Here is a 12,530-nt window from a genome sequence, read left to right on the forward strand (position 1 = left end):
GACTGGAACGGTCGGGGAAGCCGCTTGCAGCCCTGCTCCCCCTCGCTGCAGCCCGCCAACCACGGCGGGTCTGGCGGGCCGATCAACCGATAAGACTTATACCGAACGACGAACCATCAGTTCCTTGATCTTGCCGATGGCCTTGTTGGGGTTCAGACCCTTGGGGCAGACATCGACGCAGTTCATGATGGAACGGCAACGGAACAGGCGGTACGGGTCTTCCAGATTGTCCAGACGCGCGCCGGTGGCTTCGTCGCGGCTGTCGGCGATGAAGCGGTAGGCTTGCAGCAGGCCAGCTGGGCCGACGAAACGGTCCGGGTTCCACCAGAACGACGGGCAGGAGGTCGAGCAGCAGGCGCACAGGATGCACTCGTAGACGCCATCAAGCTCTTCACGCTGTTCGGGCGACTGCAGGCGTTCCTTTTCGGGCGGAATGCTGTCGTTGATCAGGTAGGGCTTGATCGAGTCGTATTGCTTGAAGAAGTTGGTCATGTCCACGATCAGGTCGCGGATCACCGGCAGGCCAGGCAGCGGCTTCAGAACGATGGGTTCGGTCAGCTCGTTCAGATTGGTGATGCAGGCCAGACCGTTCTTGCCGTTGATGTTCATGGCGTCCGAGCCGCACACGCCTTCGCGGCAGGAGCGACGCAGCGCCAGCGAATCGTCCACATCGGACTTGATGCGTTGCAGGGCGTCCAGCAGCATCTTGTCGGTGGGCTTCAACTCCACCGTCAGGTCTTGCATGTACGGCTTGTCGTCCTTGTCCGGATCGTAACGATAAATCTTGAATTTCAGGGTGCGAGTCATGTTGCGACCTCTTAGAAAGTACGTGCTTTAGGTTTGAAGGTCTCGACGGTCAGCGGCTGCATGTTGACCGGCTTGTAGTCGAGACGATTCCCCTCGGAGAACCACAGCGTGTGCTTGAGCCAGTTCACGTCGTCGCGTTGCTCGTAGTCGCTGTGGGCGTGGGCGCCACGCGATTCCTTGCGAGCTGCGGCCGAGGTGATGGTGGCCTTGGCGGTTTCGATCAGATTGTCCAGTTCCAGCGCTTCCACGCGGGCAGTGTTGAACACCTTGGACTTGTCCTTGAACGAGACGTGCTTGCGGCGCTCGTCCAGCTCCATGATCTTCTTGTAGCCTTCCTGCAGCAGGGCGTCGGTACGGAACACGCCGCAGTACTTCTGCATGGTGGCACGGATGTCGTTGGCCACGTCTTGCACGCGCTCGGAACCGGTGCTGCTTTCCAGGTGCGCAATGCGCTCCAGCGAACGGTCCAGGGCGCCAGCCGGGATCGGCTTGTGGCTCTGGTCCTGCAGACGGGTGCCGACGATGTGGTTGCCGGCGGCGCGACCGAACACCACCAGGTCCAGCAGCGAGTTGGTGCCCAGGCGGTTGGCGCCGTGCACCGACACGCAGGCGCATTCGCCGATGGCGTACATGCCCTGCACCACTTCCTTCATCGAACCACCCTTGGGTGCGACCACCTGACCATGGACGTTGGTGGGGATGCCACCCATCTGGTAGTGGATGGTCGGCACGACCGGGATCGGTTCCTTGGTCGCATCGACGTTGGCGAACTTGTGGGCGATTTCCAGGATCGAGGGCAGGCGCTTCTTGATGGTATCGGCACCGATGTGGCGCAGATCCAGCAGCACGTGATCCTTGTGGGGACCGACGCCACGGCCTTCCTTGATTTCCTGGTCCATCGAACGCGAAACGAAGTCACGCGGGGCCAGATCCTTCAGGGTCGGCGCGTAGCGCTCCATGAAGCGTTCGCCGTTGCTGTTGATCAGGATGCCGCCTTCGCCGCGCACGCCTTCGGTGATCAGCACGCCCGCGCCGGCCACGCCGGTGGGGTGGAACTGCCAGAATTCCATGTCCTGCAGCGGCAGGCCGGCACGCGCGGCCATGCCCATACCGTCGCCGGTATTGATGAAGGCATTGGTCGAGGCGGCCCAGATACGACCTGCACCGCCGGTGGCGAACAGGGTGGTCTTGGCGTGCAGCATCATGATTTCGCCGGTTTCCATTTCCAGCGCGACCACGCCGAGGACATCGCCCTCTTCGTTGCGGATCAGGTCCAGCGCCATCCATTCGACGAAGAAGTGGGTCTTGGCGCGCACGTTACGCTGGTACAGGGTGTGCAGCAGCGCGTGACCGGTACGGTCAGCGGCGGCACAGGCACGCTGCACCGGCTTTTCGCCCAGGTTGGCGGTGTGACCACCGAACGGACGCTGGTAGATGGTGCCATCCGGGTTGCGGTCGAAGGGCATACCGAAGTGTTCCAGCTCGTAGACGGCCTTCGGTGCTTCGCGGCACATGAATTCGATGGCGTCCTGGTCGCCCAGGTAGTCCGAACCCTTGACGGTATCGAACATGTGCCAGTACCAGTTGTCTTCGGACATATTGCCCAGCGAAGCGCCGATGCCGCCTTGGGCAGCCACGGTGTGCGAGCGGGTCGGGAAGACCTTGGACAGGACAGCGACGTTCAGGCCGGCTTCGGCCAGTTGCAGCGAGGCGCGCATACCGGAGCCACCGGCGCCGACGATGACCGCGTCAAAGCGGCGGGTAGTGATGGCGGATTTGATTGCAGCCACGATTAGTTTCTCCACAGAATCTGCGCGGCATAGCCAGCGCAAGCGATCAGCCACACGATAGTGGCAACTTGCAGGACCAGACGCAGGCCAACGAGCTTGACGTAGTCCATGAGCGCATCACGCACGCCGATCCAGGCGTGGAAAAACAGCGCCATGAACACGGCAAAGGTGGCCACCTTGAACCACTGACGCGAGAACAGCGCCGCCCAGCCCTCGTAGCTGAAGTGGGTCGAGGTGAAGAAGCACACCAGCAGGATCACGGTGTAGATCGCCATTACCACGGCGGTGGCGCGTTGCGCCATCCAGTCACGCAGGCCATAGTGAGCGCCCACGACCAGGCGCTTGGGTCCGATGTTGTTATCAGCCATTTTCAGAATGCTCCGAACAGTTTCAATGCGACCAGGACCATCAGCGTGATGCTGACCACCAGGACCGTTGCCGAGGACTTGCGTGCGCTGTCCTTGTCCAGACCGATGTGGTTATCCATGATCAGGTGGCGGATGCCGGCACAGAAGTGGTGGAGATAGGCCCAGGACAGGGCCAGGATGACGAGCTTGACGAACCAGCCCGATGCCAGGCCCTTGAGATAGGCGAAAGTACCTTCCGAGAGCAGGCTGCTGTCCAACAGGAACAGGATGAAAGGCAGCATCAGGAACAGGAACAGACCGCTGATGCGGTGCATGATCGAGACGATGGCAGCCAAAGGCATACGGTAGCCGGCAATTTGGGTTAGGTGTATGTTACGAAATTGCGGCCGTTGTGGTTTAGCGGCTTCAGACATACAAGGTTCTCCTCAGTTTAAAACAATCATGCAATTTTCGCCGATTTTCGAAATCACCATCAACTTTTATTGCGCTTCGCAGCACGTCGACAAGGCGTGACACCAGCCCTTCTCCACTGGACAGGCCAGGCTCGCCAGCGTCTTGCAACAACCGGCAACGGATTGCTCAGCTCAACTCGCTTTGGTAATGATGATTCGTCGTCAGGTACAGTCCGCGCCGCATCTCCACCGGCTTGTCGCCATAGGTAAATGAAGCCCGCTCCACACTCAGCAACGGCGTTTGGGGCGCTACGCCCAGAAACTCTGCAGCATCCTGATCCGCCCCGACGGCACGGATGCGCTCTTCGGCACGGATCATGCGGGTGCCGAACTCCGACTCGAACAGGCCATACAGCGGGCCGCGGTATTCCACCAGGCGCTCGGCCGTCAAGCCCTTGAAGATGGCGCCAGGCAGCCAGATATCTTCGAGGATGATGGGGGCGCCATTAAACGATTTTACCCGGCGAATGAAAATGACCGAGTCGCCCGACTTCATATCGAGCTGACGGGCCACTTCGGCCGAGGCGCGCACGCGCTTGACTTCGATGATCTTGTTTTCGGGACGCTGCGGTTCTTCGCTATCGGCCATCAGCCGCAGGAAGCGGAACTGCGCCTGGGTCTCATGATGGGTAGCGACGAAGGTGCCCTTGCCTTGGCGGCGCACCACCAGGTTTTCGGCCGCCAGTTCGTCGATGGCCTTGCGCACCGTGCCTTGACTGACCTTGAAACGACTACCCAACTCCACCTCGCTGGGAATGAGCTCACCCGGCTTCCACTCGCCGGCTTCCAGGCGCTGCATGATGAGCGCCTTGATCTGCTGGTACAACGGACTGAAGGTGGGCGCCGGACTGGCGGCACCCGCCCCCGCGGCTTGCGCGTCGGCGTTGTTCGAATTGGGCAGGATCGAGCTCATAACCTCGAATTTCACCACAAAACTCCTTCCGGCGTCCAGCAAAAACTAGGCAATAATATGTCTTATATAAGACATAAGATATTGATTGACAGCAGTCTTTCCCAGGCCTAAACTCGCGAGCAGTCTGCAGAGCCGCAAGGCAGGCAGGGAGCGATGTACCGACCAGTAGACGCTAACGAGAATCGCTCTCATCCAGACCTCGCCCACGCGGCAATCTCATGCGAGCGGAACGCAAGTTTGACAGGTTTTTGATTTGTCGGCAGGACCCACCGCGAAAGCAACTGACTCACTGCGTTTTCGACGGTATCATGGCGGCCTAACAAGAATTCGAGGAAATCGCGCATTTTTCATGCGCAAACCAGAAGCAACCGCAAACGGCCCTGCCGCGCCATGCGCGACGTAGCCGCAACGTGCGCTTCATTGCAGTCTGAATGCTTTTTTTCATCACCTCTTTTGGAGATTCAACATGGCTAAAGCCCCCATGCGTGTTGCCGTCACCGGCGCCGCCGGTCAGATCGGTTACTCCCTGCTGTTCCGCATCGCCAACGGCGATCTGCTGGGCAAAGACCAGCCGGTCATCCTGCAACTGCTGGAAATCCCCGATGAAAAGGCACAGAAGGCCTTGAAGGGCGTCATCATGGAAATCGACGACTGTGCCTTCCCCCTGCTGGCTGGCGTGACCGCCCACAGCGATCCGATGACCGCGTTCAAGGATGCCGACATCGCCCTCTTGGTGGGCGCCCGTCCCCGTGGCCCCGGCATGGAGCGCAAGGATCTGCTGGAAGCCAACGCCCAGATCTTCACTGTACAGGGCAAGGCACTGGACGCCGTGGCTTCGCGCAACGTCAAGGTGCTGGTGGTCGGCAACCCGGCCAACACCAACGCCTACATCGCCATGAAGTCGGCCCCCAACCTGCCGGCCAAGAACTTCACCGCGATGCTGCGTCTGGACCACAACCGCGCCCTGTCGCAAGTGGCTGCCAAGATCGGCAAGCCGGTCTCGGCCATCGAAAAGCTGTGCGTGTGGGGTAACCACTCGCCCACCATGTACGCCGACTACCGCTTCGCTACCGCTGATGGCGCTTCGGTCAAGGACACCATCAACGACCAGGAATGGAACAAGAACGTGTTCCTGCCCACCGTCGGCAAGCGCGGCGCCGCCATCATCGAAGCCCGTGGCCTGTCCTCGGCCGCTTCGGCTGCCAATGCCGCCATCGACCACGTGCGTGACTGGGTGCTGGGCACCAATGGCAAGTGGACCACCATGGGTATCCCCTCCGACGGTTCCTACGGCATCCCCGAAGGCACCATGTTCGGCTTCCCGGTGACCACCGAAAACGGCGAGTACAAGATCGTCCAGGGTCTGGAAATCGACGAGTTCTCGCAAGAGCGCATCAACATCACCCTCAAGGAACTGATGGAAGAGCGTGAAGGCGTCAAGCACCTGGTTGGCTGATTGACCATGTGACGTTGGTGCGGCAGCAGTCTGCTGCTGCCGCACCAACCGTAATTTAAGCATTACGTCTTACGCTTACGTATTGCGATCTCGATCGATTCGACAACCCCTACCCCAATCCATTACGCAGCAATGCATCCTTCCCAGGTCTTGTTCCCAGGTGCCCAGCAGCCGGTTTCGCTTCCGGTATGCGATCACTACGCCGGCTCCGAAAAGCTGATGCGCAAGTCGATGGCCCTGCAGCAGGAACTCGGCCCCGTGTTCGACATCACCTTCGACTGCGAAGATGGCGCTGCCGCCGGCAATGAAGCCGCGCACGCCGAACTGGTCGCCGCGCTCATCGCCAGCCCCGACAACGTTCACCGTCGCATTGGCGCGCGCGTGCATGACGTGGGTCATGCACATTTCGAGCAGGACGTGGCCACCCTCTGCGGCGCCGCTGCGCGCGAGCTGGCCTACGTGATGTTGCCCAAGCCGGAAGGCGTCGAAGATGTGCTGCGCGCACTGGAGAGCATCAACCGTGCCGCCCGCGCCGCCGGTCGCAGCTACCTGCCGGTGCAGGTGCTCATCGAAACCCACGGCGCACTGGCCGATGCCAACAAGATCGCCGCCCTGCCCCAGGTGCAGTCGCTGTCCTTCGGGGTGATGGATTTCGTTTCGGCCCACTACGGTGCCATTCCCGGCAGCGCCATGCGCTCGCCCGGACAGTTCGACCATCCGCTGGTGCGACGCGCCAAGCTGGAGATTGCCGCTGCCTGCCATGCGCACGGCAAGGTGCCCTCGCACAATGTGAGCACCGACATCAAGAATCCCGCCGCAGTGGCCGACGATGCGCGCCGCGCGGCACAGGAGTTTGGCTATACCCGGATGTGGAGCATCCATCCGGACCAGATCCGTCCCATCGTGCAGGCGATGTCGCCTGCCACCGAGGAAGCCGAACTGGCGGCACAGATCTTGCTCAAGGCGCAGGCGGTGCAATGGGGCCCGATCCAGCATCTGGGCAACCTGCATGACCGTGCCAGCTACCGCTATTACTGGAGTATCCTGCAACGCGCGCACGCCACCGGCATTGCGCTGCCGCCGCAGACTGCAGCATGGTTCGCCCCTGGCGACTCCCCTTCAACCCAGCCGTAAAAACCGTTTCGATATTCGATAGACGTCTATGAAAAAGCACCTGAGCCTCCTCGCCCTGTTGGGCGCCCTGTTCGCCGTCGCCGGCATCGCCCCGGCACATGCCGACACCGACAGCACGCACACCACCAAGAAGAAGGTGGTCAAGAAGGCGCACACCAAGAAGGCTGCTGCGGCTGCTGCAGCGCCGGCGGCCAAGATGCCGTTCTCCTCGGATGCCGAGGATGACGACAGCGAACCCGAACTCAGCGGCACCCAGTCGGCCGACTTCCAGTGCGAAATGGGCAACAAGCTGACCATCTGGAAGAACGATGCCGATGACAAGCACATCGCCATCCGCTGGAACAAGCGCATCCACCGTCTGACCCGCGTGGCCACCACCACCGGTGCCAACCGCTTCGAAAACCACAAGATGGGCCTGGTCTGGATCGGTATCCCGGCCAAGGGCCTGCTGCTGGATTCCAAGAAGGGTCAGCAACTGGCCAACGAATGCAAGAACGCCGACCAGATCAAGGCCGCTGCTGCCGCCAGCGCAGCGCCGGCCTCGACCCTGGCCGCCGCACCGCACCAGAACTGAACCGGTCAGGCAGCCTTTGCCGGTCCAGGAAGTTTTTAGTAACAAAGAATCATAGAATCAGGCAGCACCCCGCAGTTCACCATTGCAGCGCAAACCGGATTCGACTAGCTAGCATCACTAAATTGCCAAATTAAGGAGAAGAGGCCATGTCTCGCAACACATTGAACACCCTGAAGGAATTCAAGATTTCCGGTTCCAAGAAGGGCAAGTTCTACTCCCTGCCCGCCCTGCAAAAATCGCTGGGCGTGAATATCTCGCGCCTGCCGGTGTCCATCCGTATCGTGCTGGAATCGGTGCTGCGCAACTGCGACGGCCAGAAGGTCACCGAAGAACACGTCAAGCAGTTGGCCAACTGGGGCGCCAAGGCCGCTCGCGTGGATGAGATCCCCTTCGTGGTGGCCCGCGTGGTGCTGCAGGACTTCACCGGCGTGCCTCTGCTGGCCGACCTGGCCGCCATGCGCAACGTCGCCAGCAAGCTGGGCAAGAACCCCAAGAACATCGAACCGCTGGTGCCGGTGGACCTGGTGGTGGACCACTCGGTGCAGATCGACCACTTCCGTGAAAAGAAGGCACTGGACCTGAACATGAAGCTGGAATTCTCGCGCAACAACGAGCGCTACCAGTTCATGAAGTGGGGTATGCAAGCCTTCGACACCTTCGGTGTGGTGCCCCCGGGCTTCGGCATCGTGCACCAGGTGAACCTGGAATACCTGGCACGCGGCGTGCACAACAAGACCGGCGTCTACTACCCTGACACCCTGGTCGGCACCGACTCCCACACCACCATGATCAACGGCATCGGCGTGGTCGGCTGGGGCGTGGGCGGCATCGAAGCCGAAGCCGGCATGTTGGGCCAGCCGGTCTACTTCCTGACCCCCGACGTGGTCGGCGTGAACCTGACCGGCGCTCTGCGCGAAGGCGTCACCGCCACCGACCTGGTGCTGACCATCACCGAACTGCTGCGCCAGACCAAGGTCGTGGGCAAGTTCGTCGAATTCTTCGGTGAAGGCACCGAATCGCTGTCGCTGACCGACCGCGCCACCATCGCCAACATGGCCCCGGAATACGGCGCCACCATGGGCTTCTTCCCGGTCGACGACGCCACCATCGCCTACTTCAAGGGCACCGGCCGCACCAAGGCCGAGATCGACGCCTTCGAAGCCTACTTCAAGGCCCAAGGCCTGTACGGCGTGCCCAAGGCTGGCCAGATCGACTACACCCAGGAAGTCTCGCTGGACCTGGGCACCGTCGCCCCGTCGCTGGCAGGTCCGAAGCGTCCGCAAGACCGCATCGAGATCGGCAACGTCAAGTCCACTTTCTCGGACCTCTTCACCAAGCCGACCGCTGAAAACGGCTTCAACAAGAAGGCTGAAGACCTGGGTGCTTCCTACAAGAACGCCGACGGCGTGGATGTGCACAACGGTGACGTGCTGATCGCCGCCATCACCTCCTGCACCAACACCTCCAACCCGAGCGTGCTGCTGGCTGCTGGTCTGCTGGCCAAGAAGGCCGTGGAAGCCGGCCTGAAGGTCGCACCGCACATCAAGACCTCGCTGGCCCCTGGCTCGCGCGTGGTGACCAAGTACCTGGAAGCCGCTGGCCTGCTGCCGTACCTGGAAAAGCTGGGCTTTGGCGTGACCGCCTACGGTTGCACCACCTGCATCGGCAACGCTGGCGACCTGACCCCGGCCATGAACGAAGCCATCGTCAAGAACGACGTGGTGGCCGCTGCCGTGCTGTCGGGCAATCGCAACTTCGAAGCCCGTATCCACCCGAACATCCGCGCCAACTTCCTGGCTTCGCCCCCGCTGGTGGTGGCCTACGCCATCGCCGGCAACGTCACCCGTGACCTGATGACCGAACCGGTCGGCAAGGGCAAGGGCGGCAAGCCCGTCTACCTGGGCGACATCTGGCCGACCTCGCAGGAGATCGAAAAGCTGCTCAAGTTCGCCATGAACGCCAAGACCTTCAAGGAAAACTACGCCGATGTGAAGGGCGCTCCCGGCAAGCTGTGGGAAGCCATCAAGGGCGTGGCCAAGGGTGAAGTCTACAACTGGCCGAGCTCGACCTACATCGCCGAGCCGCCGTTCTTCGAGAACTTCAGCGAAGAACCCCAGGCTGCAGCGACCGGCATCAGCGGCGCCCGCGCTCTGGGCGTGTTCGGCGACTCGATCACCACCGACCACATCTCCCCGGCCGGCTCCATCAAGGAATCCAGCCCGGCTGGCAAGTGGCTGCAAGCCAATGGCGTGTTGAAGGCGGACTTCAACTCCTACGGCTCGCGTCGCGGCAACCACGAGATCATGATGCGCGGCACCTTCGCCAACGTGCGTATCAAGAACCTGATGATCCCGGCCAAGGAAGACGGCTCGCGCGTCGAAGGCGGCATCACCATTCACCAGCCTTCCGGTGAAGAAATGTCGATCTACGACGCCGCCATGAAGTACGTGGCCGAAGGCACCCCGACCATGGTCTTCGGTGGCGAAGAGTACGGTACCGGCTCCTCCCGTGACTGGGCTGCCAAGGGCACCCAGCTGCTGGGCGTGAAGGCCGTGATCGCACGTTCCTTCGAGCGTATCCACCGCTCCAACCTGGTGGGTATGGGCGTGCTGCCGCTGCAGTTCCTGGGCAATGACAGTGTTCAGTCGCTGGGCATCACCGGTGAAGAAAGCTTCGACCTGAAGGGCCTGGAAGGCGAGATCAAGCCGCAACAGGAAGCCACCCTGGTGATCCATCGCAAGAACGGCCAGACCCAGGAAGTCAAGCTGCTGCTGCGCATCGATACCCCGATCGAAGTGGACTACTACAAGCATGGCGGCATCCTGCCGTTCGTGCTGCGTCAACTGCTGGCCGCCTAAGCAGGGCCTCACCGCAGCCCGTTGCGGCTGCAGTGGCACAGGCAAGACCGAAAAACGCCGGATTCGTCCGGCGTTTTTTATTGCCCATTGGAGCGACCTGCCCGCGCTTGCGGCTGACAGCCCGGACAAATCATCTACAATAGGCAGTTTCGTCTCTACAGATTACTGATTGCCTCCATGCGTCGTCCCGCCAAACGTTCCTCCTCCAAGCTTTCTGCCGACAGCCAACACTTGGTGACCTTCGCGCAAGCCATCGCGCAAGCCTCCAGCCGGCTCGAAGAGCGCGCCTGGCTGAAGCCCCTTGACGCCCTGCTCAACAAGCTGCTGCGCACCGGCCATCAAGGCTTGCTCGATGCCGCCCTGGATCACCTGTTCAAGGCCGACCTGGACGCCTATGACGTCTTGATCGAAGCCGTCGAGGCCGGCAGCGAATCGACCACCCTGGAGCATGACGGCCAGGACTACGACGTGCAATTGCTGGTGCTGCCGGTATTGGCCTGGACCCGCTTTGCCATCGCCTCCGGCCCGATCGCCGGCGACCTGCTCAGTGCCATCGGCGCCCATCTGCACGCCCACGTGCTGGCCACCGATGCCCGTCTGGCACTGGCCCCGGCGCTGTTCTCCATCGAGCAACTGCCACGGGTGCACGCTGATGTCTTCGCCCTGACCCGCCAGATGGGCCAAAGCGCCCTGAAGAACGCGCCGGTGCAAATGCGCGGCGAGCAGCCCCCCACCGCCGCCTTCCTGGCCGATACGCGCTATGTGATCGCCGCAGTCGCGGTACCGGCCGGCGGCGCCCTGTTCCACTGGCAGGACAGCGAACAGCAAAGCCATTTCTCGGCCAACAAGGCCGCCGCCTTCGAAGCCTGGAAGCAACAGGCCACACCGCTGTTTACGCGCCTGTTGCCCGGTTGCAGTGTCGAACTGCTGCTGCCGCAGGCCTACTTCTTCGGCTGCCGCGAGGCCGACAAGCGCATCCGCCCGGCCTCCATTCGCGCCGCCGACTACTTCCTGACGCAAACCCTGGACATCGCCTCTTCCGAGCTGCACGCCAGCATCGGCGGCTTCTCCGAGGACATCAATGGCCAGATCGATGAATACCGCATCGGTTTTTCCATCGGCGACGACCCCACCGTGGTCTATGGCACGGTCTGGCCCTTGTATGAACAGGAAAGCGGTGAAGAACTGCCCATGATGATCCCGGCCGGCGCCGGCCTGCTGGAAGGCCTGCCGCCCAGCCCGCTGCAGCAGATCCTGATGGTGTTGCGCGAATGCGGCATCGTGCACATCAAGCATCATGCAGAACGCTTCACCATGGAGTTTTGCGATGACTGCGGCGCCCCCCTGTTCCCTGACCGTGAAGGTGAACTGGTGCACGCGGAAATGCCGGAAGATACGCCTCCTCAGGTCGAGCACTTCCACTGAGATATGAAGCAATAGCCTACCAGGAGGCAGGCCAGACCGGCTTGGCCGCACAAAGCTTCATATCGCCCCCAAGGCGTGCCGAAACGCCAATAAAAAAGGCATCCACCACACGGCGGATGCCTTTTTCTCTTCTGTAGCAGGCTATCGTGCCTGCTTTTTCCTGCGCGACCGAATGACGACCAAAACCAGATCCGGTCTGCGTCTCCTCCGGATCCCTTGCCACAGCCCGACAGTGATCAGGCGGCCAGTTTCTCGATCAGGCCCATTTCGGCGCTGGACATCAGCTTATCGATATCGACCAGGATCAGCATACGCTGCTCCAGGGTACCCAGGCCGATCAGGTAGTCGGAATCGAAGGTGGTGCCCATTTCCGGTGCCGGCTTGATCTGTTCCTGGGTCAGGGTGATCACGTCGGAGACGCTGTCGACCACCATGCCTACCACGCGACCACCGATGTTCAAGATGATCACGACGGTGAACTGGTCATAGGTCGGCTCGCCCAGCTGGAACTTGATGCGCATATCGACGATGGGGACGATGATGCCGCGCAGGTTGACCACGCCCTTGATGAAATCAGGCGAGTTGGCGATGCGGGTGACGGCTTCGTAGCCGCGGATTTCCTGAACCTTCAGAATATCGATGCCGTATTCTTCCTTACCCAGGGTGAAGGCAAGAAACTCGTTTCCGTTGCTGTCGGTCTTGTCGCCGAAGCCGGAAAGATTCTTGGATGCAGTGTCAGACATGTTGAGGCCC

Annotated in this window: 11 protein-coding genes; 5 read left to right on the top strand and 6 right to left on the bottom strand. The window is 61.4% G+C overall.

What is annotated here, in order from left to right; translation table 11 throughout:
- Nucleotides 1-96 precede the first annotated feature (96 nt).
- From RC54_RS15825 to RC54_RS15845, 5 genes are all read right to left on the bottom strand, one after another.
- Nucleotides 97-807: a succinate dehydrogenase iron-sulfur subunit gene (locus RC54_RS15825; RefSeq protein WP_017451788.1), complete on the bottom strand. Its 711-nt coding sequence runs from the start codon at nt 805-807 to the stop codon at nt 97-99.
- Between the two features lie 11 nt (nt 808-818).
- On the bottom strand, nt 819-2,597 hold the full coding sequence (gene sdhA / locus RC54_RS15830; protein ID WP_058896047.1) for a succinate dehydrogenase flavoprotein subunit: 1,779 nt from the start codon (nt 2,595-2,597) through the stop codon (nt 819-821).
- 2 nt (nt 2,598-2,599) lie between these two features.
- Nucleotides 2,600-2,965, bottom strand: coding sequence for a succinate dehydrogenase, hydrophobic membrane anchor protein (sdhD, locus tag RC54_RS15835; RefSeq protein ID WP_061788949.1), 366 nt, complete (start codon nt 2,963-2,965; stop codon nt 2,600-2,602).
- A 2-nt stretch (nt 2,966-2,967) separates the two neighbouring features.
- A complete protein-coding gene (gene sdhC / locus RC54_RS15840) occupies nt 2,968-3,378 on the bottom strand; it encodes a succinate dehydrogenase, cytochrome b556 subunit (protein WP_058896049.1) in 411 nt (136 codons plus the stop codon).
- A 166-nt stretch (nt 3,379-3,544) separates the two neighbouring features.
- Nucleotides 3,545-4,330, bottom strand: coding sequence for a GntR family transcriptional regulator (locus RC54_RS15845; protein WP_058896050.1), 786 nt, complete (start codon nt 4,328-4,330; stop codon nt 3,545-3,547).
- A 466-nt stretch (nt 4,331-4,796) separates the two neighbouring features.
- On the opposite strand from RC54_RS15845, the gene RC54_RS15850 reads away from it, so the two are divergent.
- The 5 genes from RC54_RS15850 to RC54_RS15870 all read left to right on the top strand — a co-directional run bounded on the left by RC54_RS15850 (nt 4,797) and on the right by RC54_RS15870 (nt 11,777).
- Nucleotides 4,797-5,786 carry a malate dehydrogenase gene (locus RC54_RS15850; RefSeq protein ID WP_017451784.1) on the top strand — a complete coding sequence of 330 codons (990 nt, stop codon included), beginning with the start codon at nt 4,797-4,799 and terminating at the stop codon, nt 5,784-5,786.
- 132 nt (nt 5,787-5,918) lie between these two features.
- Entirely contained in the window at nt 5,919-6,920 is a 1,002-nt protein-coding gene (locus RC54_RS15855; protein ID WP_061788950.1) for an HpcH/HpaI aldolase/citrate lyase family protein, read from the top strand.
- A gap of 28 nt (nt 6,921-6,948) precedes the next feature.
- The gene (locus RC54_RS15860) at nt 6,949-7,494 is read left to right on the top strand and encodes a hypothetical protein (RefSeq protein ID WP_058896052.1); all 546 of its coding nucleotides are present in this window, start codon (nt 6,949-6,951) and stop codon (nt 7,492-7,494) included.
- 146 nt (nt 7,495-7,640) lie between these two features.
- Nucleotides 7,641-10,352, top strand: coding sequence for an aconitate hydratase AcnA (gene acnA, locus RC54_RS15865; protein WP_058896053.1), 2,712 nt, complete (start codon nt 7,641-7,643; stop codon nt 10,350-10,352).
- A gap of 177 nt (nt 10,353-10,529) precedes the next feature.
- A complete protein-coding gene (locus RC54_RS15870; protein ID WP_061788951.1) occupies nt 10,530-11,777 on the top strand; it encodes a DUF2863 family protein in 1,248 nt (415 codons plus the stop codon).
- A gap of 236 nt (nt 11,778-12,013) precedes the next feature.
- Here the strand turns inward: RC54_RS15870 and RC54_RS15875 are convergent, their stop codons facing one another.
- Nucleotides 12,014-12,520, bottom strand: a complete 507-nt coding sequence (locus RC54_RS15875; protein ID WP_058896055.1) for a chemotaxis protein CheW — start codon at nt 12,518-12,520, stop codon at nt 12,014-12,016.
- Nucleotides 12,521-12,530 lie beyond the last annotated feature (10 nt).

The sequence above is a fragment of the Herbaspirillum rubrisubalbicans genome (assembly GCF_003719195.1).
Lineage (GTDB): Bacteria > Pseudomonadota > Gammaproteobacteria > Burkholderiales > Burkholderiaceae_D > Herbaspirillum > Herbaspirillum rubrisubalbicans.